General features: G+C 71.7%; 25 protein-coding genes. 13 read left to right on the top strand and 12 right to left on the bottom strand.

Going from position 1 to position 26679, the window contains the following annotated elements; all coding sequences use genetic code 11:
- The first annotated feature begins 1 nt into the window (after window position 1).
- Complete coding sequence (nadC, locus tag AC07PU_RS37940; RefSeq protein WP_495323106.1) at window positions 2-877, top strand: carboxylating nicotinate-nucleotide diphosphorylase; 876 nt, start codon at window positions 2-4, stop codon at window positions 875-877.
- An 11-nt stretch (window positions 878-888) separates the two neighbouring features.
- On the top strand, window positions 889-2004 hold the full coding sequence (nadA, locus tag AC07PU_RS37935; protein WP_495323105.1) for a quinolinate synthase NadA: 1116 nt from the start codon (window positions 889-891) through the stop codon (window positions 2002-2004).
- Between the two features lie 9 nt (window positions 2005-2013).
- Here nadA and AC07PU_RS37930 read toward each other — a convergent pair whose 3' ends face one another.
- The 8 genes from AC07PU_RS37930 to AC07PU_RS37895 form a co-directional block, all read right to left on the bottom strand.
- Entirely contained in the window at window positions 2014-2868 is an 855-nt protein-coding gene (locus tag AC07PU_RS37930; RefSeq protein ID WP_495323104.1) for a 5'-nucleotidase, lipoprotein e(P4) family, read from the bottom strand.
- 154 nt (window positions 2869-3022) lie between these two features.
- Window positions 3023-3385: a 6-pyruvoyl trahydropterin synthase family protein gene (locus AC07PU_RS37925; protein WP_208507614.1), complete on the bottom strand. Its 363-nt coding sequence runs from the start codon at window positions 3383-3385 to the stop codon at window positions 3023-3025.
- A gap of 28 nt (window positions 3386-3413) precedes the next feature.
- The gene (gene queE / locus AC07PU_RS37920) at window positions 3414-4052 is read right to left on the bottom strand and encodes a 7-carboxy-7-deazaguanine synthase (protein ID WP_495323103.1); all 639 of its coding nucleotides are present in this window, start codon (window positions 4050-4052) and stop codon (window positions 3414-3416) included.
- A 61-nt stretch (window positions 4053-4113) separates the two neighbouring features.
- The gene (gene panC / locus AC07PU_RS37915; protein WP_398501226.1) at window positions 4114-4965 is read right to left on the bottom strand and encodes a pantoate--beta-alanine ligase; all 852 of its coding nucleotides are present in this window, start codon (window positions 4963-4965) and stop codon (window positions 4114-4116) included.
- Between the two features lie 47 nt (window positions 4966-5012).
- Window positions 5013-5906: a 3-methyl-2-oxobutanoate hydroxymethyltransferase gene (panB, locus tag AC07PU_RS37910; RefSeq protein WP_395350388.1), complete on the bottom strand. Its 894-nt coding sequence runs from the start codon at window positions 5904-5906 to the stop codon at window positions 5013-5015.
- 70 nt (window positions 5907-5976) lie between these two features.
- Window positions 5977-7566, bottom strand: coding sequence for an L-aspartate oxidase (nadB, locus tag AC07PU_RS37905; RefSeq protein ID WP_495323102.1), 1590 nt, complete (start codon window positions 7564-7566; stop codon window positions 5977-5979).
- Between the two features lie 127 nt (window positions 7567-7693).
- Window positions 7694-8536, bottom strand: a complete 843-nt coding sequence (locus tag AC07PU_RS37900; RefSeq protein ID WP_057597651.1) for a segregation and condensation protein A — start codon at window positions 8534-8536, stop codon at window positions 7694-7696.
- Window positions 8537-8611: 75 nt separating this feature from the next.
- Window positions 8612-8818, bottom strand: a complete 207-nt coding sequence (locus tag AC07PU_RS37895) for a DUF3460 family protein (RefSeq protein ID WP_057597652.1) — start codon at window positions 8816-8818, stop codon at window positions 8612-8614.
- 41 nt (window positions 8819-8859) lie between these two features.
- Between AC07PU_RS37895 and AC07PU_RS37890 the strand changes: the two genes are divergently transcribed.
- The 4 genes from AC07PU_RS37890 (at window position 8860) to AC07PU_RS37875 (ending at window position 15645) form a co-directional block, all read left to right on the top strand.
- On the top strand, window positions 8860-9366 hold the full coding sequence (locus tag AC07PU_RS37890) for an outer membrane protein assembly factor BamE (RefSeq protein WP_281077866.1): 507 nt from the start codon (window positions 8860-8862) through the stop codon (window positions 9364-9366).
- A gap of 26 nt (window positions 9367-9392) precedes the next feature.
- Complete coding sequence (locus AC07PU_RS37885) at window positions 9393-10163, top strand: response regulator (protein WP_495323100.1); 771 nt, start codon at window positions 9393-9395, stop codon at window positions 10161-10163.
- Window positions 10163-11980 (top strand): sensor histidine kinase, encoded by a 1818-nt coding sequence (locus tag AC07PU_RS37880; RefSeq protein ID WP_495323099.1) that lies wholly within the window; start codon window positions 10163-10165, stop codon window positions 11978-11980. Before AC07PU_RS37885 ends, AC07PU_RS37880 begins: the two co-directional genes overlap by 1 nt.
- A 131-nt stretch (window positions 11981-12111) precedes the next feature.
- Entirely contained in the window at window positions 12112-15645 is a 3534-nt protein-coding gene (locus tag AC07PU_RS37875; protein WP_495323098.1) for an autotransporter outer membrane beta-barrel domain-containing protein, read from the top strand.
- Window positions 15646-15649: 4 nt separating this feature from the next.
- Here the strand turns inward: AC07PU_RS37875 and AC07PU_RS37870 are convergent, their stop codons facing one another.
- Window positions 15650-17083 (bottom strand): amidase, encoded by a 1434-nt coding sequence (locus tag AC07PU_RS37870; RefSeq protein WP_495323097.1) that lies wholly within the window; start codon window positions 17081-17083, stop codon window positions 15650-15652.
- A 142-nt stretch (window positions 17084-17225) separates the two neighbouring features.
- Between AC07PU_RS37870 and AC07PU_RS37865 the strand changes: the two genes are divergently transcribed.
- Window positions 17226-17978, top strand: a complete 753-nt coding sequence (locus AC07PU_RS37865; protein ID WP_495323096.1) for a response regulator transcription factor — start codon at window positions 17226-17228, stop codon at window positions 17976-17978.
- Between the two features lie 23 nt (window positions 17979-18001).
- Here AC07PU_RS37865 and AC07PU_RS37860 read toward each other — a convergent pair whose 3' ends face one another.
- Window positions 18002-18220 (bottom strand): hypothetical protein, encoded by a 219-nt coding sequence (locus AC07PU_RS37860; protein ID WP_490879950.1) that lies wholly within the window; start codon window positions 18218-18220, stop codon window positions 18002-18004.
- 29 nt (window positions 18221-18249) lie between these two features.
- Complete coding sequence (metG, locus tag AC07PU_RS37855; protein ID WP_495323095.1) at window positions 18250-20346, bottom strand: methionine--tRNA ligase; 2097 nt, start codon at window positions 20344-20346, stop codon at window positions 18250-18252.
- A gap of 109 nt (window positions 20347-20455) precedes the next feature.
- On the opposite strand from metG, the gene AC07PU_RS37850 reads away from it, so the two are divergent.
- From AC07PU_RS37850 to AC07PU_RS37830, 5 genes are all read left to right on the top strand, one after another.
- Window positions 20456-21094, top strand: coding sequence for an LbetaH domain-containing protein (locus AC07PU_RS37850; RefSeq protein WP_495323094.1), 639 nt, complete (start codon window positions 20456-20458; stop codon window positions 21092-21094).
- Window positions 21091-21456, top strand: coding sequence for a DUF4180 domain-containing protein (locus AC07PU_RS37845; RefSeq protein ID WP_495323093.1), 366 nt, complete (start codon window positions 21091-21093; stop codon window positions 21454-21456). The genes AC07PU_RS37850 and AC07PU_RS37845 overlap by 4 nt, the downstream gene beginning before the upstream one ends.
- A 112-nt stretch (window positions 21457-21568) precedes the next feature.
- Window positions 21569-22600: an isocitrate/isopropylmalate dehydrogenase family protein gene (locus tag AC07PU_RS37840; protein ID WP_093340921.1), complete on the top strand. Its 1032-nt coding sequence runs from the start codon at window positions 21569-21571 to the stop codon at window positions 22598-22600.
- A 26-nt stretch (window positions 22601-22626) separates the two neighbouring features.
- Window positions 22627-23355, top strand: a complete 729-nt coding sequence (locus AC07PU_RS37835; protein ID WP_431510238.1) for a phosphodiester glycosidase family protein — start codon at window positions 22627-22629, stop codon at window positions 23353-23355.
- Between the two features lie 31 nt (window positions 23356-23386).
- Entirely contained in the window at window positions 23387-24067 is a 681-nt protein-coding gene (locus AC07PU_RS37830) for a YceH family protein (RefSeq protein WP_296792017.1), read from the top strand.
- 11 nt (window positions 24068-24078) lie between these two features.
- Here the strand turns inward: AC07PU_RS37830 and AC07PU_RS37825 are convergent, their stop codons facing one another.
- Window positions 24079-25296 carry a patatin-like phospholipase family protein gene (locus AC07PU_RS37825; protein ID WP_495323092.1) on the bottom strand — a complete coding sequence of 406 codons (1218 nt, stop codon included), beginning with the start codon at window positions 25294-25296 and terminating at the stop codon, window positions 24079-24081.
- A 76-nt stretch (window positions 25297-25372) separates the two neighbouring features.
- Between AC07PU_RS37825 and apbC the strand changes: the two genes are divergently transcribed.
- Window positions 25373-26464 (top strand): iron-sulfur cluster carrier protein ApbC, encoded by a 1092-nt coding sequence (apbC, locus tag AC07PU_RS37820; protein ID WP_495323091.1) that lies wholly within the window; start codon window positions 25373-25375, stop codon window positions 26462-26464.
- The last annotated feature ends 215 nt before the right edge of the window (window positions 26465-26679 follow it).

Here is a 26679-nt window from a genome sequence, read left to right as displayed (position 1 = left end):
CATGCGTTCCCGTTTCGATTTCTCCGCGCCGGCCATCGCCGCGCTGGCCCAGGCCGATGCGGCCCGCGCACTGCAGGAGGACGTCGCCGACGGCGACCTCACCGCCTCCCTGGTCGATGCCGGCCGCCGCGCCCAGGCGCGCGTGCTGGTGCGCGAGCCGGCCGTGCTGTGCGGCGCGCCCTGGGTCGAGGCCACGCTGGCGCAGCTCGATCCGCAGGTGCGCATCGACTGGCGCTGCGCCGAGGGCGGGCGCTGCGAGCCGAACCAGGTCGTGCTCGAGATGGAAGGCCCGGCCCGCGCGCTGCTGACCGCCGAGCGCACCGCGCTCAATTTCCTGCAACTGCTGAGCGCCGTCGCGACCAAGGCCGCGCTCTACAGCGACATCGTCGAGGGCACGCGCGCGCGCATCGTCGACACGCGCAAGACCCTGCCGGGCCTGCGCCTGGCGCAGAAGTACGCGGTGCGCACCGGCGGTGGCCTCAACCACCGCATCGGCCTGTACGACGCCGTGCTGATCAAGGAAAACCACATCGCCGCGGCCGGTGGCGTGGCCGCCGCCCTGCGCGCCGTGGCCCCCGCGGCCGAGCGCGCCGACTTCGTCGAGATCGAGGTCGAGACCCTGGCGCAGCTGCGGGAGGCGCTCGAGGCCGGCGCGCGCATGGTGCTGCTCGACAACATGGACCTGCCGACCCTGCGCGAGGCGGTGCGCATCAACGACGCCGCGGGCGAAGGCCGCGCGGTGCTCGAGATCTCGGGCGGCGTCACGCTCGACGGCCTGCGCGAACTGGCCGAGACCGGCGTCGACCGGATCTCGGTCGGCGCGCTGACCAAGGACGTCAAGGCCATCGATTTCTCGATGCGCTTCCAGGACCGCTGAGGGAGACGCACATGGCTTCCTCCGCCGTCATCGATGTCGAGTACGAGCAGCCGGCCGAAGGGAGCGTCTGCGACACCCGTCGCGCCTGGGCCCGCGTGCCGCCCGAGCCCACGCCCACCGAGCGCGAGGCGCTCAAGGAGCGCATCCGCCGCCTGCTGCGCGAGCGCAACGCGGTCATGGTGTCGCACTTCTACGTCCACCCCGACCTGCAGGACCTGGCCGAGGAAACCGGCGGCATCGTGAGCGATTCGCTCGAGATGGCGCGCTTCGGCCGCGACCATGCGGCCGGCACGCTGGTGGTGTCGGGCGTGCGCTTCATGGGCGAGACCGCCAAGATCCTGTCGCCCGAGAAGCGGGTGCTGATGCCCGACCTCGACGCCAACTGCTCGCTCGACCTGGGCTGCCCGGTCGACGAATTCAGCGCCTTCTGCGACGCGCATCCCGACCGCACCGTGGTCGTCTACGCCAACACCAGCGCCGCCGTGAAGGCGCGCGCCGACTGGCTCGTCACCTCGAGCTGCGCGCTCGACGTGGTGGGCGCGCTGCATGCGCAGGGCCGCAAGATCCTCTGGGGCCCCGACCGCCACCTCGGCGACTACATCCAGCGCCAGACCGGTGCCGACATGGTGAGCTGGAACGGCGCCTGCATCGTGCACGACGAGTTCAAGGCGCTCGAGCTCGAGCTGCTCAAGCAGGCCCATCCGCGTGCCAAGGTGCTGGTGCACCCCGAATCCTCGGCCGAGGTGATCGCGCTGGCCGATGCCGTGGGCTCGACCTCGGCGATCCTCAATGCCGCGCGCCAGCTCGACGCGACCGAGTTCATCGTCGCGACCGACAACGGCATGCTGCACAAGCTGCGCGCGCTCAACCCGGGCAAGACCTTCATCGAGGCCCCCACGGCCGGCAACGGCGCCACCTGCAAGAGCTGCGCGCATTGCCCGTGGATGGCGATGAACGGCCTGGCCGACCTCGCGAACGCGCTCGAGACCGGTGCCGGCGAGATCCACGTCGACCCGGCGCTGGGCCTGCGCGCGCGCGTGCCGATCGACCGCATGCTGGCCTTCACGGCCGGGCTGAAGAACGGCATCGCGCCGGGCAGCCTGGTGGCGGGGATCGGCGCGGCCTGACGAAGCCCCTCAGCGCCCGTCCCAGGCGGAGCGGGTCGCGGCCTTCTTGAACAGCTGGCGGTTGGCGTCGCTCGCCGGCGGCTCCGAGTCGCCGAAGATCGCGGCCATCCAGTGGCCGTCGGTCGGGTTCGGGAACAGCACGTACTTGCGGCCGAACTGCTCGCGGTCGGCTTCCATCGCCTGCATCCGCTGGTCCACGTTCTTCACGTAGTACTTGCGCCGGAAGTCGTTGAGGTTGTCGCCGAGGTAGACCACCACGTCGAACTGCTGCGCGATCTGCTCCTGCCGCGGCTGCTTGTTGCTGCTGTCGCGCAGCACGGTCAGGTGCTCCTTGTCGGCATAGGGCGCGCCCAGCACCTTGAGGTGTTCCATCGCGTACTCGTAGGTGCGTTCGCCCTGTTCGCGGCTGGTCACGTAGAACACCTCCACGCCGTTCTCCCGGCAGAAGCGCAGGAACTCCTGCGAGCCGGGCGAGGGCACGATCTGGTTCTTCGGAATCCACGCGTCCCACTTCGGATCGTCGAAGAAATCCTGGCCCTCGTTGATCAGGTAGCCCCAGTAGGCGAGCGGCAGCAGGATGGTGTCGTCCATGTCGGTCACCACCGCCAGCGGCTTGTCGCCCGGGCGGCGCTTCTTCAGCGCCGCCTCCACGTGCATGCGCGCCACGTTGAAGCCCTGGTGATAGAGCGCGCGGTACTCGGCCGCGGTCTGCTTCCAGGCCACGGCGCCGATCAGCAGGTTGTTCGTGCCGGCGCCCGCGGCGGCGGGCGGGGCCTGCGTCTGGGCGCAGCCCGCGGCGAGCAGCAGCGCGGCCGTGGCGCCGGCGATGGCCGCGAAGCGGCGTGGGGTCGAATGGGGTTTCAAGCTGCAATCCTCCCTGGATCGTGTTGTAAAAAAAGGGGCGACCGCCGTTGTATCAAACCGGCTTCGTCGTCCGGCTTTCCTTGCGCAGCGGTTCTCATCGATGGCCCTCGGGCTTGCGGATGCGCTGGCCACGGCGCCGCGCGGGAGCGCTGAGTCAGAACTCCAGCGTGCAGGAGTCGCCGAGCGCCTCGCGCCACACCCGCACGCGCGCCAGCGAAGCCTGAAGTTCGCCCAGCGCCTCGGCGATGAACAGGCACAGGTTCTCCAGCGTGGGCGGATGCAGCCCCGGCACCTCGTCGAGCAGCCGGTGGTCGAGCTGCTCGCGCACCGCCTCGAGCCGGCGCCGCAGCAGGCCCAGGTCGATCACCATGCCGGTCGCGGGATCGCGCTCGCCCGCGAGCCAGACCTCGGCGTGGTAGGTGTGGCCGTGGATGCGGCGGCTGCCTTCGGCCTCGATCTCGCGTTTCAGGGTGTGGGCGGCGTCGAAGAAGAAGCGTTGGCTGATCGTGAATCGCATGGGGAACGGAAGAACGGAAAGGCGGGCATCAGCGGATGCCGGTGAACTTGTGGGTCTGCACGCTGAGGCGCCAGCGCGGCTGGCGCAGGCAGGCGTCGATGCACAGCGCGGTGTTGGCGGCCTGCCGCGGGCCGTCCATGGGTTGCAGGAAGCAGTGCGCGAACTCGCCGCTGCGCGCCATCGCGTCGAGGTCGATGCCCTCCTGCGGCCACACCAGCTTGAGCTCCTGGCCGCGCCGCTGCACCCAGGGCGCGCCGGCCTTGGGGCTGATGCAGAGCCAGTCGATGCCCTCGGGCGCGGCCACGGTGCCGTTGCTCTCGACGGCGATGCGGAAGCCGCGCGCATGCAGCGCATCGATCAGCGCGGCGTCGACCTGCAGCAGCGGCTCGCCGCCGGTCAGCACCACGAGGCGGTGGCCGGCATCGTCGGCGGGCCACTGCGCGGCGATGGTGTCGGCCAGCGCGTCGGCTTCCTTGAACTTGCCGCCCAGCGTGCCGTCGGTGCCGACGAAATCGGTGTCGCAGAAACGGCAGACGGCGCTGGCGCGGTCGGCCTCGCGGCCGCTCCAGAGGTTGCAGCCCGCGAAGCGGCAGAACACGGCCGGCATGCCGGCCTGGCCGCCTTCGCCCTGCAGCGTGTAGAAGATCTCCTTGACGCTGTAGCTCATAGAAACACCTTCGTGCTTCGCACTGCGGTGCGAGCTTGCTTGGGGCGGCCCGGCGCGGCGCTCATGGCTTTGCCGCCCAGGGCTCGATCTCGAGGTTGTCGATCAGCCGCGTGCTGCCCAGGCGCGCGGCCGCGAGCGCCACCAGCGGCTCGGCGCCGTCGAGCGCGGCCGGCGGCTGCAGGTCGAGGCGGCGGCGCACCGTCAGGTAGTCGGGCTGCCAGCCGCGCTGCGCCAGCGCCTGCATCGCGCGCCCCTCGATCGCCGCGAGCTCGCCGCCGCCGCGCACGGCCTCGGCGATCTCCTTGAGCGCGCGCGAGAGCTGCACCGCCTCGGCGCGCTCGCCTTCGCTCAGGTAGCCGTTGCGCGAGGAGAGCGCGAGGCCGTCGTCGGCGCGGCGGGTCTCGCCGCCCACGATCTCGATCGGCAGCGCGAACTGTCGCACCAGGTGGCGGATCATCATCAGCTGCTGGTAGTCCTTCTTGCCGAACACCGCCACGCGCGGCTGCACGCAGCTGAACAGCTTCATCACCACGGTGCACACGCCGACGAAGAAGCCGGGCCGGAAGTGGCCCTCGAGGATGTCGGCCAGCGCCGGGTCGGGATGCACCTTGCAGGTCTGGGGCTCGGGATAGAGCGCCTTCTCGTCGGGCGCGAACAGCACGTCGCAGCCGGCGGCTTCCAGCTTGGCGCAGTCGCTGTCCCAGGTGCGCGGATAGGTGTCGAAGTCCTCGTGCGGCAGGAACTGCAGCCGGTTCACGAAGATGCTCGCGACGGTGGCGTCGCCCAGCGGCTTCGCCTGCGTGACCAGCGCGATGTGGCCGTCGTGCAGGTTGCCCATGGTCGGCACGAAGGCGGGGCGCTCGAAGCGCGCCAGGTGGTCGCGCAGTTCGGGGATGGTGCGGGCGATGAACATGGGACGGTTCTCCTTGGAGTGAGGAAGGAAAGAAAAAACGGGGTGGGTTACCAGGCGTGCAGCCGGTCGTCGGGAAAGCTGCCGTCCTTGACGGCGCGCACATAGGCCGCGAGCGCCTGCGGGATGCCGCCGGCGCCGTCCATGAAGTTGCGCACGAACTTCGGCATGCGGCCCAGGTTCAGGCCCAGCATGTCATGCAGCACGAGCACCTGGCCCGCGGTGCCGCGGCCGGCCCCGATGCCGATGGTGGCGCAGCGCGTCAGTTCGGCCGTGAGCGCGGCGGCCAGCGCGGCCGGCACCATCTCGAGCACCAGCATCGCGGCGCCCGCGTCCTGCAGCGCCTGGGCCTCCTCGCGCAGCCGGGCCGCGGCGGCGTCGCCCTTGCCCTGCACCCGGTAGCCGCCGAGCGCATGCACGGTCTGCGGCGTCAGGCCCAGGTGCGCGCACACCGGGATGCCGCGCTCGACCAGGAAGCGCACGGTCTCGGTGGTCCAGCCGCCGCCCTCGAGCTTCACCATGTGGGCGCCTGCCTGCATCAGCACGGTGGCGCTGCGCAGCGCCTGTTCGCGCGACTCCTGGTAGCTGCCGAAGGGCAGGTCGGCGATCAGCCAGGCCGTGCCCTGCACGCGGCGCAGCCCGCGCGAGACGCTGTCGGTGTGGTGGCGCATGGTCTCGAGCGTGACGCCGACCGTGCTCGAGAGACCCTGGCAGACCATGCCGAGCGAATCGCCGACCAGGAGGCATTCGACGCCCGCGGCATCGGCCACGGCCGCGAAGGTGGCGTCGTAGGCCGTGAGCATCGCGATCTTCTCGCCGCGCGCATGCAGCTCGGCCAGCCGCGGCAGGCTCAGCGGCTTGCGCGTGGCGGGCTGCGAGGCCGGCGGCAGCGTGCCGTAGGGCGTGGCGGCGGTGGCTTCGTTCGGGGTGGAGGCGTTGGACATGGTTGGGTTTCTCCCTGCGGGCGTCGGTGGCCGGGCATCCTGGGGTTGAAGAAAGCGGGAACGGGTGGGGCTATCGGTCGGCCGGCACCAGCACCGTGGGTGCGGTGGGCTCGGCGAGCGAAGGATAGTCGCGGCTGAAATGCAGACCCCGGCTCTCGTGGCGGGCCTGCGCGGAACGCACGATCAGCTCGGCCACCTGCACCAGGTTGCGCAGTTCGAGCAGGTCGCGCGTGACGTGGAAGTTGGCATAGAACTCGTGGATCTCGGCCTGCAGCAACGCGATGCGGTGGCTGGCACGCTCCAGGCGCTTGTTGGTGCGCACGATGCCCACGTAGTCCCACATGAAGCGGCGCAGCTCGTCCCAGTTGTGCGAGATCACCACCGCCTCGTCGGCATCGGTCACGCGGCTCGCGTCCCAGGCCGGCAGCGCCACCGCCTCGCGTGCCGGCGCGGCGCCGATGGCCGCCGCGGCCGCGCGCGCGAACACCATGCACTCCACCAGCGAATTGCTGGCCAGCCGGTTCGCGCCGTGCAGTCCGGTGCAGGCGGTCTCACCGATCGCGTAGAGGCCCGGCAGGTCGGTGCGGCCGGCCAGGTCGGTCACCACGCCACCGCAGGTGTAGTGGGCGGCCGGCACCACCGGGATCGGCTCGCGCGTGATGTCGATGCCTAGCTCGGCGCAGCGCGCGAGGATGTTCGGGAAATGCGCGCGCAGGAACTCGGGGCTCTGGTGCGAGATGTCGAGGTGCACGCAGTCCAGGCCGTGCTTCTTCATCTCGAAGTCGATCGCGCGCGCCACCACGTCGCGCGGCGCGAGTTCGGCGCGCTCGTCGTGCTGCGGCATGAAGCGGGTGCCTCCCGCCGATTCAGGCAGTTTCAGCAGCCCGCCTTCGCCGCGCACCGCTTCGCTGATCAGGAAGGACTTGGCATGCGGGTGATACAGGCAGGTCGGGTGGAACTGGATGAACTCCATGTTCGACACCCGGCAGCCCGCGCGCCAGGCGGCGGCGATGCCGTCGCCGGTGGCGGTGTCGGGGTTGGTGGTGTAGAGGTAGACCTTGCCCGCGCCGCCCGTGGCCAGGATGGTGTGCGGCGCGCGGAAGGCCAGCACCTCGCCGCTGGCGTCGTCGAGCGCGTAGAGGCCCGCGCAGCCCGCCTCGGGCGCACCGAGCCGCTCGCCGGCGACCAGGTCGACCAGCGTGTGGTGCTCGAACAGCGTGACGTTGGGCGTGCGGCGCACGCGCTCGATCAGCACCTGCTGCACGGCCGCGCCGGTGGCGTCGGTCACATGCACGATGCGGCGCTGGCTGTGGCCGCCCTCGCGCGTGAGGTGCAGGTCGCCGTCCTCCTCGGAGAAGGGCACGCCGAGCTCGCGCAGCCAGCCGATGGCCTCGGGCGCGTGCTCGACCACGAAGCGCGTGGCGGCCGCATCGCACAGGCCGGCGCCGGCCACCAGCGTGTCGTCGACATGGGCGTCGAAGCTGTCGCCCGCGGCCAGCACCGCCGCGATGCCGCCCTGGGCCCAGGCGCTCGAGCCGTCGGCCAGCGCGCGCTTGGTCAGCACCGCCACGCGGTGCGTGGGCGCCAGCAGCAGGGCCGCGGAGAGCCCGGCGAGGCCGCTGCCGACGATGAGGACGTCGAAATCGAGGGAGGAGGCCATGGCGCGCGGGAAGGGACGAGGGTCAGGATCGGTGGTGCGGCAGCGCACCGGTCCGGCCCGACGGCAGGGTGAGAGGGAGGTGCCGCGCCGCCGGGCGGCGCGCGAAGGATGTGGGCCGCATGGCGCTTCAGGCGGGAGAGTAGGCCAGCCGCACGTAGATCGGCGCGAAGGCCTCGGCCTGCGTGATCTCGATCAGCGTTTCCTTGGCCAGCTCGAGCATCGCGATGAAGGTCACGACCATCACCGGCGCGCCGCGCGAGATGTCGAACAGCTTCTCGAATTCCACGAAGCGCTGGCCCTGCAGGTGGCGCAGCACGATGCTCATGTGCTCGCGCACGCTGAGCTCCTCGCGCGAGATCTTGTGGTGCTGCACGAGCTTGGCGCGCTTCATGATGTCGGCCCAGGCATCGCGCAGGTCGACCACCGCCACCTCGGGGAAGCGCGGCTTGAGCGACTGCTCGATGTAGACCTGGGCGCGCCAGAAGTCGCGCCCGTAGGTCGGCATCGCGTTGAGCGAGGCGGCCTGCAGCTTGGTCTGCTCGTACTCGAGCAGCCGGCGCACGAGCTCGGCGCGCGGGTCCTCGGCTTCCTCGCCCTCGGCCGCCTTCTTGGGCGGCAGCAGCATGCGCGACTTGATCTCGATCAGCATCGCGGCCATCAGCAGGTATTCCGCCGCGAGTTCGAGATTGGTCTGGCGGATCTCGTCGACGTAGCTCAGGTATTGCCGCGTCAGCGCGGCCATCGGGATGTCGAGGATGTTGAAGTTCTGCTTGCGGATCAGGTACAGCAGCAGGTCCAGCGGGCCCTCGAAGGCCTCGAGGAAGACCTGCAGCGCCTCGGGCGGGATGTACAGGTCCTTCGGCATCGCGAACAGCGGCTCGCCGTAGAGCCGGGCGAGCGCGACCTGGTCGACCACCTCGGGCATGGCCACCACCAGCGTGTCGCTGTCCTCGTCGCGCGGTCCGCTCATCGGGCAGGCGCTATCGAAAAGGTAGCGCCGTGCCCAGCATTGGCGGGCGACGGATGCCGCATCGGCATCATCTTCTTACTTGGCCTGGGTCTGGTAGACGTAGGGCTGCTGCGGCACGCGGGCTTCCGCGTATTCCTCGAGCAGGCCGCGGTCGAGGTGCTTGTCCCAGAGCAGGGCGCGGCCCGCGCGCTGTTCCGCCTCGAGCGTCGGCTTCTTGGTTTTCATCTCGTCGATGAAGCTGGTGATCTCGGAGGTGTAGTGGGGGCGGCGGAAGATGGACATAGACTGAACCTTTGTGGGCGCGAATTTTACCGGGGGACGGCATGGGGCAGGTACGAGTCTGGCGGATCGGGGTGGCGGCCGTGTGGCTGGCGGCGGTGGCGGCCCTCTTTGCGGGCTGCGATTCGCAGCGCATCGAGCAGCTCGAGGAGGGTGTGTCGACCGAGGCCGACGTGCGCGCGCGCTTCGGCGAACCCGAGAACGTCTGGGACGCGCCCGGCGGCCGGGTGTTCGAATACAACCGCCAGCCCCAGGGCCAGAAGAACTACATGGTCACCATCGGCGCCGACGGCAAGATGAGCGCGCTGCGCCAGGTGCTCACGCCCGAGAACTTCGCGCGCGTGACCAACGGCATGGCGATGGAGGACCTGCGCAAGATGCTCGGCAAGCCGGCCAAGGTCACGCCCTATCCGCTGCGCCGCGAGTACGAATGGGAATGGCGCTGGCTGCAGCCGCCCAACTCGCCGATGGTGTTCACCGCGGTGCTCAACGACGACCAGCGCGTGGTGCGCAGCGGCTCCTCGCCCGACCGCGGCACCGAGGCGCCCTGAAACTGGAAACGCGCCCCGGTCACCCCATGAAAATGGGGGGCGCGAAGCGCGCGGCGCCGACTAAGCTCGGCGCCACCGCCATGCCCGACGCCGCCGCCACCCCCGCCGCTTCCACCTCCGCGCTGCGCTGGCGCGTCGCATTGCTCGAGGACGATGCCGAGGTCCGGCATTTCTTCGAGGCCTGCATCGCGGCCCATCCCGAGCTCGAGCTGGTCGCCTCGCTGGGCCTGATGGCCGAGGCCGTGGCCTGGTTCGACAGCCACCAGGCCGACATCCTGCTGACCGACCTCGCGCTGCCCGACGGCCACGCGCTCGAGTTGCTGCGCCAGGTGGTGCGCAGCCAGCCGGCGTGCGAGGTGCTGGTGGTCTCGGTCTTCGGCGACGAGGACACGGTGCTCGACTGCGTGCGCGCGGGCGCGGTGGGTTACATCCAGAAGGATTCCTCGCCGGCCGATATCGCCCAGGTGATCGTCGACATCAAGCACGGCGCCTCGCCGATCTCGCCGATGATCGCGCGCAAGCTGCTGCTGCACGTGCGCGGCGGCGAGGCGAAGCCCGCCGCATCGGCCGCGCCCGACCCGGCCGCCGCCATGATGCTGACCCCGCGCGAGACCGAGGTGCTGGAGCTGATCTCGCGCGGCTACTCGTACGGCGAGATCGCGCGCCTGCAGGGCGTGACCAAGCACACGGTGCAGGGCCACATCAAGAACCTCTACAGCAAGCTCGCGGTGCATTCGCGCGGCGAGGCCGTGTTCGAGGCCAGCCGCATGGGGCTGCTGGGGCGCATGCTGGGCTGATGCGCCGTCTGCTGCTCGCCGTCCTTGTGCTGGTCGCCGCGCTGCTGGCACCCGCTGCGGCAGGCGCCGCCAGCGAGGTGCTCGCACTCGACCGCGGCGAACTGCAGCTGCGCTTCGTCGGCCGCCCTTCGCCGCCACCGGCCGAGGTCACGCTGCCGCTGCACTGGGACGCCCACTGGCCGCGCGCCGTCGGCTGGGCCCAGCTGCGCATCCGCTTCGCCGCGCCCGCGGGCCATGCCGACGAGCCGCAGGCGCTGCTCGTCAGCCGCATCGGCAACGCCTACCGCGTGAAGCTCAACGGCCAGGTGATCGCGGCCGCCGGCAAGCTCGAGCAGATCAACGACGGCTGGTCGAACCGCCGCCCGCTGTGGCTGCGCGTGCCGCCCTCGCTGCTGCGCGACGGCGAGAACCTGCTCGAGATCGCCGTGCGCGCCGATCCCTCGCGCCGCGCCGGCATCGCGCCGGTGCGCCTGGGCGCCGAGCGCCTGCTGCAGCCGCAGTGGGACGCGCTCGAATGGCGCCACGTCACCCTGCCGCGCGTGATCACGCTGTTCAGCCTGCTGGTGGCGGTGTTCTGCCTGATGCTGTGGGCGCAGCAGCGCGAGGCCGTCTACGGCTGGGCCGCGCTGTGCGAGGCGCTGTGGAGCCTGCGCATCGCCGCCACCTGGTGGGAGGAGGGCCTGCTCGCCTGGCCGAGCTGGTTCAAGGTGGTGCTCGCGGTGTTCTGGCTCGGCCACATCGCCACCTACCTCGTGATCCGGGAGGTCTGGCACGGCCGGCCGCGGCGCGAGCAGTGGCTGGTCTGGGGCGTGCTGGGCCTGGGCCCGGTGGCGCTGGCGCTCGGCACGCTGCAGCAGACGCAGAACTGGGTGCTCGGCTGGATCCTGCTGCTGGTGGCCGGCTGGCTGGCGCTGTCGCTGCGGCTGGGCTGGGAGACCTGGCGCCAGCGGGCCGGCGAGCGCGCCTGGATGCTGCTGATCCTGGTCGCGGGCTGGGTCGCGCTGGTGCGCGACAGCGTGATCGCGCGGCTTTTGGTCGAGCGCTTCGACGAGGCCGGCTGGACCAAGTTCGCGGCCGTGCTGGTGAGCCTCGCGATCCTCGCCATCGTGGGCATCCGCTTCCAGCGCACGCGCGAGGAACTGCGCCAGTTGCACCTGTCGCTCGAGGACCGCATCCGCCTGCGCGAGGCCGAGCTGGCCGACAAGCATGCCGAGCTGCGCCGGCTCGAGCATGCGAGCACGGTGGCGGCCGAGCGCGCGCGCATCCTGCGCGACATGCACGACGGCGCCGGCGCGCACCTGATCACCGCCATGCTGCAGCTCGAGCGCGGCGTGGCCACCAAGTCGGAGGTGATGCAGACCCTGCGCGAATCGCTCGACCAGCTGCGGCTGTCGATCGATGCCATCAACCTGCCGGCCGGCGATGCCAACGCGCTGCTCGCGAGCATGCGCTTCCGGCTGCAGCCGCGCATCGAGGCCGCGGGGCTCGCGCTCGACTGGTCGGTGGCGAACCTGCCGCGCTGGCGCTGCGATTCCGACGAGGCCACGCGGCACCTGCAGTACATGCTGCTGGAGGCGATCTCGAACGTGCTGCAGCATGCGCGCGCACGCGTGCTCGCGGTCAGCGCGGCGGTCAGCACGACGGTCGGTGGCGATGCCATCGAGATCGTGCTGCGCGACGACGGCTGCGGCCTCGGCGAGGCGCGCGGCAACGGCCTGCGCTCGATGCGCCAGCGCGCCGCGCAGGCCGGCGTCGAACTGCGCATCGAGAAGGCCGAGCCCGGCACGCGCGTGGTGCTGCGGCTGCCGCTCGCGTAGCGACCGCCATCTTTATGGGGCGCGCCGCGCGCCGCGTTTTCCTAGATTCGAACGCAGCCCCCGCTGCGCATCGCACAGGCCCGCCAGGCCCCGCGCGCACGGGTCGTTCCACCCCTTCGCGCCTCCTCGCCATGACACCTGCTTCCCGGCCGCGTGCCGTCTTCACGCCGACCCTGATCGCCGCCGCCGTCGCCGGCCTGGTGTGCGCGTCCGCCTTGCCGCGCGCCGTTGCGCAGAGCGCGTGGACCTCCGCGCCGCCCTATGCCGACACGGCGCGCGCCGACTGGTTCAACGCCGCCAACTGGAGCGCGGGTGTGCCCGGCGCCGGCACGGCCGTGACCGTGAACCTGGTGCCCGGCACCGTCGTCGGCATCGTCTCGGGCCCGGCCAGCGCGGCTTCGGTCGATGCCTCCAACGGCACGCTGATGGTGGTGGAGGGCGCGGGCCGGCTCGACACGGGCCTGTTCAACCTCGGCAGCAGCGACGGCCGCGACGTGCAGACCCTGCTGCGCATCGGCAGCGGCGGCATCGTGAATGCCGTGCGCTTCGTCTCGCAGGGCGGCGGCGGCACCGAGAACACGGTGTCGCTGAGCGGCGCGGGCAGCGCGCTCAACGTCGCCGGCGAGCTGCAGATCGGCCGCAGCGGCACCGGGATGATGCAGCTCGACGAGGGTGCGCGCGTGAGCGCGGGCACGCTGCAGATCGGGCAGGCGGGCACCGCCGACGGCCATGTGCTGGTGATCGGCGAGACCCCGGTCGACGCGCTGGTGGCCCAGCGCATCGTGCTCGCCACGCCGGGCTCGACGCTGGAAATCTCGCGCGCCGGCACGGCGCCGCTGGTGCTGGGCGCGGCGATCTCCGGCCCGGGCCGGCTCGAGGTCTCGAGCCCGGTCACGCTGACCGGCGACAACACCCAGAGCGGCGACATCGTGCTGGGCAGCACGCTGCGCGTGGGCGACGGCGCGAACGCCGGGTCCGTCACCGGCAACCTCTCGGGCTTCGGCCGCGTGGTGTTCGACCGCGGCCCGGGCCGCGTGGCCTACGACGGCGCCATCGGCGGCAGCATCGCGATCGACAAGGAGAACGCCGGCACCCTGGCGCTCGGCGGCGCGCACGACACCGACGGCCGCACGCGCGTGCTCGGCGGCACGCTGCTGGTCAACGGCGCGCTGCCGCGCAGCACGGTCGAGGTGGCGGGCGGCGCCACGCTGGGCGGCCTCGGGCAGGTCAAGGCGGCCACCGTGCGTGCGGGCGGCACGCTGGCGCCCGGCGACAGCGGCGTGGGCACCTTCGCCGTGCTCGGCGACCTGGCGCTCGATCCCGGCAGCCGATTGCACTACGACCTCGGCACGCCGGGCGTGCCGGGCGCCGGCGACCTCGTCACCGTGGCCGGCAATCTCACGCTCGACGGCAGCCTCGACGTCAGCGAGCGCGTGGGCTACGGCAACGGCGTGCAGACCCTGATGCGGGTCGACGGCAGCATCGCCGACAACGGCCTCGAGCTCGGCGCCATGCCCACGGGCTTCACGCACGCGGTGCACGTGCGCGGCTCGACCGTGGAGCTGGAGGTCAGCGGCGGCGCGGTCGGCTCCAACCAGTTCTGGGACGGCGGCGGCACCGCCGGCGATGGCGTGGTCGCGGGCGGCGACGGCAGCTGGCGCTACCTCGAGCCGCAATGGACCGACATCGCGGGGCGCAACGCGGAGGCCTGGAACGGCAACATGGCGATCTTCCAGGGCCGCGCGGGCGCGGTCACCATCGACGGCCTGTTCGACTTCAAGGGCATGCAGTTCCGCAGCGACGGCTACCGGCTCGAGGAGGGCTCGCATGCCGAGGGCTCGCTGCCCGGGCGGCTGGTGCCGCAGCTGGACGAAGCGCCGGTGCGCGTCGACGCGGGCGCCACCGCCACCTTCAACGTGGGCATCGAGGGCTCGGGCGGCATCCTCAAGACCGGCCCCGGCACGCTGGTGCTCGCGGGCCGCAATGACCACAGCGGCCTCACCGCGGTCGACGAGGGCGTGCTGCGCGCGGGCCGCGCCCACACGCTGAGCCAGGCCTCGCACCACGACGTGCGCCGCGGCGGCACGCTCGACCTCGCGGGCCACGACCAGACCGTGGCCGGCCTCACGGTGGCGGGCACGGTGTCGCTGGTCGGCACCGAGCCCGGCACGCGGCTGACCGTGCGCGGGCCCTATGTCGGGCAGGACGGCACCTTGCGCCTGGGCACGCGGCTCGGCGACAGCGGCAGCCTCAGCGACCGGCTGGTGATCGACGGCGGCGGCCGCGAGGAGACCCGCGCCCTGAAGGCCGGCACCGTGAGCGCCACCGCGACCGGCCTGCGCGCCAATGCGGCCGCCAGCGTCACGGGCCGCACCCAGGTGCAGATCGTCAACCTCGGCGGCCTGGGCGCGCTGACCACCGGCGACGGCATCGAGGTCGTGAGCGCGATCAACGGCGCCACCACCACCGCGCAGACCACGCGCGATGCCTTCGCGCTCGTGGGCGGCCACGTGGACGCGGGTGCCTTCGAATACCGGCTGCACGCGGCCGATGCGCAGGGGCTCGGCGAGAACTGGTACCTGCGCTCGAGCGTGGGGGTGACGCCACCGCCGCCCCCTCCGCCTCCCGCGCCGCCTTCGTCCGGTGGCGGCACCGCGGAGCCGCCCGCGCCCCCGCCGACGCTGCCGCCGGCCCCCGCGCCGGTCGAGCGCCCGGCCTACCGCGTGCAGGTGCCGATGCTCGCCGCGCTGCCCGCGCAGCTGCGCGAGAGCGACCTCACGATGCTGTCGAACCTGCACCAGCGCAGCGGGGCGCCGCAGGTCGCCGGCGACGGCCCGCCCATGCGCCGCGCCTGGGGCCGCGTCATCGTGGCCGACCCGACGCTGGCGCAGCGCGGCGCGGTCGACCCGCGCAGCGAGATGCACCTGAGCGGCTTCCAGGCCGGCACCGACCTCTGGGCCGGCAGCGCATGGCGCGCTGGCGTCTACGTGGGCCAGCTCGAGGGCAAGGCCGACGTGCAGGGCTTCGCGAGCGGCCTGTGGGGCGCGGTCGGCCGCACCGACCTGCGCAGCCGCTACCTCGGCGGCTACGCCACCTTTGCCGAGCCCGGCGGCTTCTATGCCGACGTGGTGCTGCAGTTCGGCCGCCACGACTACACGGCGCAGCCGCTGGCCGCGCTGCCGATCGAGGGCAAGGGGCGCAGCACCGTGGCCTCGCTCGAGATCGGCCAGTCCTTCGAGCTCGGCGCGGGCTGGGCGCTCGAGCCGCAGCTGCAGCTGATCCACCAGAGCCGCTCGATCGACGAGGCGCTGATCCCCGCCGCGGTGGTGTCGCAGGACAGCGCCAACGGCTGGATGGCGCGCGCCGGCCTGCGGCTGAAGGGCCGCATCGCCGCGGGCGAGGGCGTGGTCGAGCCCTATGGCCGGATCAACCTCTACCGGATGGCCGCGGGCGCCGACATCGTGCGCTTCGCGGGGCCGGCCGCGTCCACCGACATCGCGAGCGGCGCCAGCGGCAGCGCGGCCGAACTCGCGGGCGGTTTCTCGTGGCGCCTCGGCCCCGCGGTCAGCGTCTACGGCGAACTGGGCCGCCGCTTCGCGCTCGGTGGCGGCCTGCGCTCGCGCGCCTCGGTGCAGGCGAGCGCCGGGGTCAACGTGCGCTGGTGAGGACTCAGGCCGCCGCGTGCAGCGCCGGCCGCCGCGCGCTCCAGGGCATCGCCTGCTCGAGCTGCGCCGCGAGTTGCAGCAGCGTGGCCTCGTCGCCCATCGGCGCCATGCACTGCACGCCGATCGGCAGGTCGCCGGCCATCGCCAGCGGCAGCGAGATCGCGGGCTGGCCCGTGAGGTTGGCCAGCGGGGTGCAGGCGGCGTAGTCGAACAGGTGGTCGAAGAAGCCCTGCGCGTCGCGCGCGGCGTCGTCCTGGTCGAGCACGCCCAGCGCCACCGGCGGTGTGCGCATCGTGGGCGAGAGCAGGATGTCGTGCCGCGCGAAGAAGGGCGCGACCTCGCGCGACACCGCGTTCATCTGCATCAGCGCCAGTTCCAGGTCGAGCGCGCTCAGGCGCAGCCCGTGCTCGGCGGTGACGCGCGTGCAGGCCTGCACCTGGGCCAGCGCCTGGTCGACGGTGATCTGCAGCGCCTGCGCCACCCCCGCCACGCCGGCCGCGAGGAACGAGGACCAGAAGGTGCGCGTGGCCGCGAGGAAGGCCTCGTGCGCGTAGGCGGGCGTGGCCCATTCCACGACGTGGCCCAGATCGGCGAGCACCGCCGCCGTGGCCTCGACCGCCTCGACGCAGGCGCGCGCGGCCGGCTGCGTGCCCGGGAACTGCGTCGTGACCGCGATGCGCAACCGGCGCGGCGGCGTGCCGATGGCCTGTGCATAGGGCTGCGCGGGCGGCGCCATCAGGAAGGGATCGCCGAGCTCGGGGCCGTGCATCGCGTCGAGCGCGCCGGCGGCATCGCGCACCGTGCGGCACACCACGCCCTCGATGCCCAGCCCCATCAGCGGCAGGCCGTAGCCCGGGCCCGCGCTCACGCGGCCGCGGCTGGGCTTGAGCCCGACCAGGCCGCAGGCCGCGGCCGGAATGCGGATCGAGCCGCCGCCGTCGTTGGCATGCGCGACCGGCACGATGCCCGCGGCCACCGCCGCGGCCGAGCCGCCGCTGGAGCCGCCCGTGCTGTGCGCCGGGTTCCAGGGGTTGCGCGTGGCGCCGCCGAAGGCGCTCTCGGTGGTGGCGTTGAAGCCGAACTCGGGCGTGTGCGTGCGCCCCAGCGTGGCGAAGCCGGCGCGGCGGAAGCGCGCCATCAGCGCGCTGTCGGCCGGCGCGGGCAGGCCCGGGCCGAACAGCCGGCTGCCGGCCTGGCAGCGCACGCCCTCGGCCTGCAGCACCAGGTCCTTGATGAGGAAGGGCACGCCGCCGAACGGACCTTGCGCCTCGTGCGCGAGCGGCGCGTCGAACAGCTCGATGATGGCGTTGAGTCGCGGGTTCAGCGCGGCCGCGGCCTCGCGCGCGCAGCGCTGCGCCTCGGCGGCGGTGGTCTCCTTGCGGCGGATGGCGTCGGCGAGCGCGGTGGCGTCGAGGCGGCTGTAGTCGGCGAGATGCATGGCGGCGGGGTCCTGTGTCTTCGTTGGAGTGAAAGGCCGCCCGCAGCGTAGGTGGGCCTCGGCAATCGCGGCAGTCGTTCAGATGAACGATGCGGGAATCTCCGTGCCCCAGGCGCACCGGGCGCGCCTAAGATCGCGCCGCATGGCGCAGCAGGCTTTTCCGTCGGTGTCGGGCGTTCCCGCCGAACAGCTCGGTGCGATGCTGCTCGGCCTCTATCCGCTGGCCGCCGAGCCCGAGCGGCTGGGCGCGGGCGCGCTGCTCGACTGGCTGGCGCGCCACATCGCCTTCGACGGCGCCTGGTTCGGCCGCTCGCTGTTCGAGGCCGGCACCCTGCGACCGCAGGGCGGCCACACGCGCGGCCTGGCACCCGATTTCGTGAACGACTGGTGCCGCGTGCGGCACATCGATCCCGTGGTGCCGGCCGCCATGGCGCAGCCCGGCCATGGCGTCGCGCTGGCCGCGCACGAGTTGCCGCCTGTGGCCTCGATGCGCGCCTTCGCGGCCGACCATGGCATCGGCCAGGCGCTCAGCGTGATCGTGCCCGCGCCCGGTTCGCCGTGGTGGATGCACCTGTCGCTCTACAGCCGCGAGGCGGCCGGCCTCGGCGCGCGCGCGCAGGCGCTGGTCGAGCTGCTGATGCCGCACCTGGTGCTGGTGCAGGGGCTGGGATTGCACGAGGCGCCGATGCCGGCGCCGGCCGCCCTCACGCTGCTGAGCCGCCGCGAGGCCGAGGTGGCGCGGCTGTTCGCGCAGGGGCAGAGCTACAAGATGGTGGCGCGCACGCTCGGCAGTTCGCCGGCCACGGTGCGCCATCACCTGCGGCAGGTCTATGCCAAGCTGGGCGTCACGAGCAAGGTGCAGATGGCGCGGCTGGTGGGCGCGCAGGCCGCATAGGCCCGAACGCGGCGCCTGCTCGCTTACTTGTCGCCGTCGGGAATCACCGCATCGGCCGCCGCGCCCACCGCCTTGCCGGTGATGCGCGCGGTGCCGATCGCCGCGTCGGCCGCGAGGCCCACGGCGCCCGCGGTCACGCTGACCGCGGTGCTCGCCACCGAGACCACCGCGCAGCCGCCGAGCACGGCCAGCAGCGCCGCCGCGAGGGTGGCGCGAAAGAAAGTCGGCAGCGGTGTCGTCATGGCGGGACCTCTTCGGGGGAACGCGAAACTCAGCGCACGCGCATGCCGGGCGTGGCGCCGGGCCAGGGCTCGAGCACGTGGATGCCCGGCTGGGCCTTCTCGTCGGCGTGGCTGGCGGCGAGCACCATGCCTTCGCTGACGCCGAACTTCATCTTGCGCGGCGCGAGGTTCGCGACCAGCACCGTGAGCTTGCCCACGAGCTGCTCGGGCTGGTAGGCCGAGGCGATGCCGCTGAACACGTTGCGGGTCTTGCCTTCGCCGGCGTCGAGCGTGAGGCGCAGCAGCTTGGTCGAGCCCTCGACCTTCTCGCAGGCCACGATCTTCGCGATGCGCAGGTCGATCTTCACGAAGTCGTCGATGCCGATGGTGGGCGCGATGGCCTCGCCGCCGGGCAGCGCATCCGCCGCGGGTGCGGCGGCGGGGGCGGCCACCGGCTCGGGCGCGTCGAACAGCTGGTCGACCACCTTGGCGTCGGCACGCTGCATCAGGTGCTTGTACTCGCCGATCGCATGGCCCGCGGGCAGCGCCTGCGCGGCATCGGTCCACTCGAGCGGCGTGATCTTCAGGAAGGCCTCGACGTTCGCGGCCAGCGCCGGCAGCACCGGCTTGAGGTACAGCGTGAGCAGGCGGAAGGCCTCGATGCAGACCGTGCACACGTCGTGCAGCCGCGCCTCGGCGCCTTCCTTCTTGGCCAGTTCCCAGGGCTTGTTCTGGTCGACGTACTCGTTGACCTTGTCGGCCAGCGCCATCACCTCGCGCAGCGCGCGTGCGTAGTCGCGGCCGTCGTAGAGCGCGTGGACCTCGCCGGCCGTCTCGCGCAGCGCGAACAGCAGCGCGTCGCCATCGGCCGACACCTCGCCCAGCTTGCCGCCGAAGCGCTTGCCGATGAAGCCGGCCGCGCGGCTCGCGATGTTGATGTACTTGCCCACCAGGTCGCTGTTGACGCGCGCGACGAAGTCCTCGGGGTTGAAGTCGATGTCCTCGTTGCGGCCGTTGAGCTTGGCCGCGATGTAGTAGCGCAGCCATTCGGCGTTGAGGCCGAGCGACAGGTACCTGAGCGGGTCGATGCCGGTGCCGCGGCTCTTGCTCATCTTCTCGCCGCTGACCGTCAGGTGGCCGTGCACGTAGACCGCGTCGGGCGCCTTGCGGCCGCTGAAGTGCAGCATCGCGGGCCAGAACAGCGTGTGGAAGGTGATGATGTCCTTGCCGATGAAGTGCACCTGCTCGAGCTCGGGATCGGCCATGTACTCGGTGTACGAGATGCCGTCGCCGCCCAGTTCGATGCAGCGCTTGTCGAGCAGGTTCTTGAGCGAGGCCAGGTAGCCCACGGGCGCGTCGAGCCAGACGTAGAAGTACTTGCCCGGCGCATCGGGGATCTCGATGCCGAAGTAGGGCGCGTCGCGGCTGATGTCCCAGTCGCCGAGGCCGCCCTTGCCCTCGTCGTCCTTGTAGAGCCACTCGCGGATCTTGTTCTGCACCTCGGGCTGCACGTGGCCGGGCGCGGCGGTCCATTCCTTGAGGTAGGCCTCGCAGCGCGGGTCCGACAGCTTGAAGAAGAAGTGCTCGGAACTGCGCAGCTCGGGCTTGGCGCCCGACAGCGCCGAGTAGGGATTGATCAGCTCGGTAGGCGCGTAGACCGCGCCGCAGACCTCGCAGTTGTCGCCGTACTGGTCCTTCGAGTGGCAGTTCGGGCACTCGCCCTTGATGAAGCGGTCGGCCAGGAACATGCCCTTCTCGGGGTCGTAGAACTGTTCGACGCTCTTGGTGCTGATCAGGCCGTTGGCGCGCAGGTCGCGGTAGATGTCCTGCGCCAGCTGGTGGTTCTCGGGGCCGTCGGTCGAGTGCCAGTTGTCGAAGGCGATGTGGTAGCCGTCGAGGTACTGCTTGCGGCCCGCGGCGATCTCGGCCACGAAGGCCTGCGGCGTCACGCCGGCCTTGTCGGCCGCGATGGTGATCGCCGCGCCGTGCGCGTCGTCGGCGCAGACGAAGTTGACGTCGGCACCGTTCATTCGCTGGTTCCGCACCCAGATGTCGGCCTGGATGTACTCCATCATGTGGCCGATGTGGAACTTGCCGTTGGCGTACGGCAGGGCGGTGGTGACGAAGAGCTTGCGCGGGGCGGACATCGGGGGAGGCGCTTTCGGAGTTGCGGGAGCGTCGGAAGCGACGCAGCGGGAGAACCGGGCATTTTAGGTGGCGCCGCGTTCCGGCGGGTTCGATGGCAGCATCGACCCCATGCCGCACCCCGCCGATTCCGATCTTCTCCAGGCCCACGTCGCCACCCTGGCCGCCTCGCCGCTCGCGCCCTGGGCCGCGCTGGCGCCCTGGGCGCTGCCGCCGCAGGCGCCGGCCATCGTGCGCCGGCTGCTGGCGGCGCTGCCGGCCGCCGACTACGCCATCGACGGCGACGTGGCCGTGCACCGCAGCGCCACCGTCGAGCCGGGCGCGGTGCTCAAGGGCCCGCTGGTCGTGGGGCCGGGCTGCTTCATCGCCGCGGGCGCCTACCTGCGCGGCGGCAACTGGCTCGACGCGCGCTGCAGCATCGGGCCGGGCGCCGAGCTCAAGTCCTCCTTCGTGTTCGCGGGCACCGCGCTCGCGCACTTCAACTTCGTCGGCGATTCGGTGCTGGGCGCGGGCGTCAACCTGGAGGCCGGCAGCATCGTCTGCAACCACCGCAACGAGCGCGCCGCCAAGGAGATCCTGGTGCGCGGCGCGGACGGCGCGCTGCGGCCCACCGGTTGCGAGAAGTTCGGCGCCCTGGTCGGCGACGGCGCGCGCATCGGTGCCAACGCGGTGATCGCGCCGGGCGCGCTGCTGGCGCCGGGGCGGGTCGTGGCGCGGGCGTCGCTGCTCGACCAGGAGATCGCGCCATGAACGCGTCCGCCCGCCACCTGCTGCTGGTCCACGGCCCGGCGCGCATCGTCGAATGGACCGACCCGCTGACCGACGCCCGCGAGGCCACCGACGTGGTCGGCGCCTGCTTCGAGCACGACACCGACCGCGTGCTGCTCGACGAGGCCGTGCTGCCGCCGGCCTTCTTCGCGCTGCGCACCCGCTTCGCGGGCGAATTCCTCGAGAAGCTGCAGACCTACCGCCTGCGCGCGGCCGTGGTGGTGTCGCCCGCGGCCGAGCATGGCGAGCGCTTCGCCGAATACCTGCGCGAGGCCCGCCAGGGCCGCTACTGCCGTTTCCTCGACAGCCGCGAGGAGGCGCTGGCCTGGCTGGCCCGCGAATGACCCTCGCGGCGCCGGGCCTCGTCAAGGCGGTGCCATGGGCCCGGCGTTATTCTTCGGCCTCCGCGCGCCCCGGCGGCCGCGACTCCCCATTCCTCGACCAAGGGCGCCCCTCATGACCACCCCCATTCCCGCAACCCTGATCCCCGGCGACGGCATCGGCCCCGAGATCGTCGACGCCACGCTGGCCGCGCTCGACGCGCTGAAGGCACCCTTCGAATGGGACCGCCAGATCGCCGGCCTGGGCGGTGTCAAGGCCTCGGGCGATCCGCTGCCCGCGGCCACGCTCGACAGCATCCGCCGCACGCGGCTCGCGCTCAAGGGCCCGCTCGAGACGCCCTCGGGCGGCGGCTACCGCTCGTCGAACGTGCGGCTGCGCGAGGAGTTCGAGCTCTACGCCAACCTGCGCCCGGCGCGCACCATCATCCCGGGCGGGCGCTTCGACAAGATCGACCTGATGGTGGTGCGCGAGAACCTCGAGGGCCTGTACATCGGCCACGAGCACTACGTGCCGATCGACGGCGACCCGCATGCCGTGGCGATGGCCACCGGCATCAACACGCGCCAGGGCAGCCGCCGCATCCTCGAGTACGCGTTCCAGACCGCCGTGGCCACCGGCCGCAAGAAGGTCACGATCGTGCACAAGGCCAACATCATGAAGGCGCTCACGGGCATCTTCCTCGAGACCGGCCTGGACCTCTACGAGAAGAAGTACAAGGGCCAGTTCGAGCTCGACACGGTCATCATCGACGCCTGCGCGATGAAGCTGGTGCTCAACCCCTGGCAGTTCGACATGCTGGTCACCACCAACCTGTTCGGCGACATCCTGTCGGACCTGGTGGCGGGCCTGGTCGGCGGCCTGGGCATGGCGCCCGGCGCCAACATCGGCACCAACGCCGCGATCTTCGAGGCGGTGCACGGCTCGGCGCCCGACATCGCGGGCAAGGGCATCGCGAACCCGATCGCGCTGATGTTGGCGGCCGCGCTGATGCTCGATCACTGCAAGCTGCCCGAGCTCGCCACGCGCCTGCGCCAGGCCATCGACGACACGCTCAACATCGACCAGGTGCGCACCGGCGACCTGGGCGGCAGCGCCGGCACCGAGGCCTTCACCAAGGCGCTGGTGGCGCGCATCCAGAACGCCTGAGGCGCGCCGCACCGGCGACGATCCCGATGCCCAGGCGCCTGCTGTGGCTGTCGATGCTGGTGGCGGGGCTCGTGCTGGGCCTGGCCGCGTCGGCACGCGCCGAGCCGGCGCGCTACACGGTGGTGCGCGTCGACCTGCGCAAGGAGCGGCTCTCGCTGTTCCTCAACGACGACAGCGGCACCGCCTTCAAGCGCTTCGACCGGCTGCAGGCCTGGCTGGCCGAGCGCGGGCGCCGGCTCGACTTCGCGGTGAATGCCGGCATGTACCACGCCGACTTCGCGCCCGTGGGCCTGCTGGTGCGCGAGGGCCGCGAGGAATCGCCGCTCAACCTCGAGGCCGGCACCGGCAATTTCTTCCTCCGGCCCAACGGCGTGTTCCTGGTCTCGGACGAGGGCCCGCGCGTGATCGAGTCGTCGGAATACCCGGCGCTCGCGCCGCGGCTGCGCGGCCTGTCGATCGCCACCCAGTCGGGGCCGCTGCTGCTGCGCCATGGCGCGGTGCATCGCTCGTTCATCGTCGACTCGCCCTCGCGCAAGATCCGCAACGGCGTCGGCGTGTCGGGCCACACGGCGATCTTCGTGCTCAGCGAGACGCCCGTGAACTTCCACGAGTTCGCGCTCTACTTCCGCGACGTGCTGCACTGCCGCGACGCGCTCTATCTCGACGGCACCGTCTCGGCCCTGCATTCGACCGCGCTGGGGCGCAGCGACTTCGTGCGCGAGCTGGGGCCCATACTCGCGGTCGTTTCGCCCTGAATCCCGTCCCCCTTCGTTTTCCTGCCGAGCCATGACCACTGCGCTGCCCGTCCTGTCCCTTGTCGAAACCCGCGTCCTTGGCGTGCTGGCCGAAAAGCAGCGCACCGTGCCCGACAGCTATCCGCTGACGCTCAACGCGCTGGTGTCGGGCTGCAACCAGAAGACCAGCCGCAACCCGGTGCTCGAGCTCAGCGAGTCGCAGGTGCAGGCCGCGATTGACAGCCTCAAGGGCTACAGCCTGGTGGCCGAGACCAGCGGCGGCCGCGCCTGGCGCTACGAGCACAACATCGACCGCGTGCTGCGCATTCCCTCGCAGTCGGTGATCCTGCTCACGGTGCTGATGCTGCGCGGCCCGCAGACCGCGGGCGAGCTGCGCATCGCCTGCGACCGCATGCACAACTTCGCCGACATCTCCTCGGTCGAAGGCTTCCTCGACGAGCTGTCCGAGCGCTCGGCCGGCGCGCTGGTGGTGAAGCTCGCGCGGCTGCCCGGCGCGCGCGAGAGCCGCTGGGCGCACCTGCTGAGCGGCACGCCGGCCGAGGAGCCCGCACCCGCGGGCGGCTACGAGGCGCCGCGCGCCGCACACGATGTCTCGCTGGGCGAGGTGGCGGCGCTCAAGGCCAACGTGGCGCGGCTCGAGGCCGAGGTGGCGCAGCTCAAGGCGCTGCTCGGGCGGGTGTGCTCGGAGCTCGGGATTTCCGAGGAGGGCTGAGCGGTCGGCACTCAGGCGGCCGTCGACTCCGGCTGCTTCGCCTCCTCCCAGCCGAAGAAGCGCAGCACCTCCTCGCGCTGCCGCATCGCATCGGCATGCCCGAGCGCCATCAGCTCGCGCGTGTAGCCCGACTCGAACAGCAGGTAGCTCGCGAGCGCGCCGCCCTTGACGTCGGCCGCGACCTGCGAGCCGCCGAGCAGGTGGCGCACGGCGCCGGGCAGGGCGTCGACGTGGCGCGCGGCGATCACGTCGAGGCGTTCCGAGGGCGAGATCACCAGCAGGTCGATCGGGCGCAGCGCGCTCGCGGCGCGCGCCTCCTCGGGGATCAGGCCCAGGGTGTGGTTGATGCGGCGCAGGCGCTCGATGTCGACCGCGAGGGCGTCGAGGAAGATGCTCGACAGCGCGTGGCCCGCGATCTGCGCCATGGTCGGATAGCCGCTGTGGGTGTTGGGCGCGGGCGCCTCGCGCGGCTCGTGCATGCGGCCCGCGCCGATCACCACGATGCGCTGCGCGCCCAGGTGGATGGCCGCGGCGATCGGGGCCGACTGGCGCATCGAGCCGTCGCCGAAGTACTCGGTGTGGCCCTCCATCGGCAGCGCCGTGGCCGGAAAGACGAAGGGGATCGCGGCCGAGGCCAGCAGGTGGGCGTGCGAGATGCGGCAGCCCACCGACAGCCGCTGCGAGCGCACCCAGGGCTCCATCGGCGTGCCCGATTCGAAGAAGGTCACGTGCTCGCCCGAGCTGTAGCTCGAGGCCGTGACCGCCAGCGCCTGCAGGTGGCCCTGCTGCATCAGCTTCGGCAGGCGGTCCAGCGGCACCATGCGCTCAAGCATCTCCGACAGCGGCGTGTTGTCGAGCAGCGAGCGCGGCTTCACGCGCATCCAGTTGGCCGCGAAGCGCCCCAGGCCCAGCAGCATGCGCCAGCGCGCGCCGCTGCCGATGACCGAGAGCGAGTCGGCGCGGTAGACCTGGCCGGCGCGGAACTCGCCCCAGAACTGCGCGATGTGGGCCACCACGGCATCGAAGTCGTCGGCGCCGCAGGCCAGCACGGCCGCGTTGATGGCGCCGGCCGAGGTGCCGGTGATGACCGGGAAGGGGTTGCCGCCACCGGCGGCGCCGGCCGCGCGCCGGATCTCGGCGATGGCCTGCAGCACCCCCACCTGGTAGGCGGCGCGGGCGCCGCCGCCGGTGAGCAGCAGGCCGGTCGTCGCGGGGCTTGTCTCTGGCATTTTTCGGTTATTCGAAGCGTTGGGAGTCGGCCCCGACGGGGCGCACTAGACTACCCGCCTTCCAGGAGTTAGATCAATGGCCATCACCCCCGAGGCGATCTCGAACGCCCTCCAGAGCGTCGCAGACCCCAACACCGGCAAGGACTTCGTGTCCACCCGCGCGCTCAAGAACCTGCAGATCTCGGAGGGCGACGTGTCCTTCGACATCGAGCTCGGCTATCCCGCGAAGAGCCAGCATGCGGCGCTGCGCAAGGCGCTGGTGGCCGCGGCCAAGACGGTGCCGGGCGTGGACAACGTATCGGTCAACATCACGACCAAGGTCATCAGCCACGCGGTGCAGCGCGGCGTGCAGCTGATGCCCAACGTGAAGAACATCGTGGCCGTGGCCTCGGGCAAGGGCGGCGTGGGCAAGAGCACCACCGCGGCCAACCTGGCGCTGGCGCTGGCGGCCGAGGGCGCGCGCGTGGGCCTGCTCGACGCCGACATCTACGGCCCGAGCCAGCCGATGATGATGGGCATCGAGGGCCGCCCCGAGAGCGTCGACAACAAGACCATGGAGCCGCTGGAGAACCACGGCGTGCAGGTGATGTCGATCGGCTTCCTGGTCGACGCCGACCAGGCCATGATCTGGCGCGGCCCGATGGCGACGCAGGCGCTCGAGCAACTGCTGCGCCAGACCAACTGGAAGGACCTCGACTACCTGATCGTCGACATGCCCCCGGGCACCGGCGACATCCAGCTCACGCTGAGCCAGCGCGTGCCGATGACCGGCGCGGTGATCGTGACCACGCCGCAGGACATCGCGCTGCTCGACGCCAAGAAGGGCATCAAGATGTTCGAGAAGGTCGGCGTGCCGATCCTCGGCCTGGTCGAGAACATGGCGGTGCACGTGTGCTCGAACTGCGGCCACGTCGAACACATCTTCGGCGCCGATGGCGGCAAGAAGCTGGCCGAACAGAACGGCATGGCCTACCTGGGCGCGCTGCCCTTGTCGATCGACATCCGGCTGCAGGCCGACAGCGGCAAGCCCACGGTGGTGGCCGATCCCGAAGGCGAGATCGCCGGACTCTACCGCGCCGTGGCGCTGCAGGTGGCGGTGGGCATTGCCGAGAAGGCCAAGGATTTCTCGGCGAAGTTTCCGACGATCACGGTCAGCAAGAGTACCTAGGATGGGTTTCGGGGGGGCGATCAGTTGCAGGTGGGGGTGGGCTCACGCCGATGGGGTACTCCCCTCCGCGAATGTCCCCCGGCCTTCGGCCTCCTCCTTTATTTCGCTGCGGGGAGTACCCCATCGACGTGAGCCTGAGGCAGGGCGGTTGAACCGGCCCGCACAACGACTGCGCCCACGTGCACAGGGCAGTGGGTGCTTCCCGCAGCGAAATA

The sequence above is a fragment of the Variovorax sp. GW821-FHT10D07 genome (genome assembly GCF_059415325.1).
Note: the sequence above shows the minus strand (reverse complement) of the source record. Positions and strands in the feature narration are given on the sequence as shown.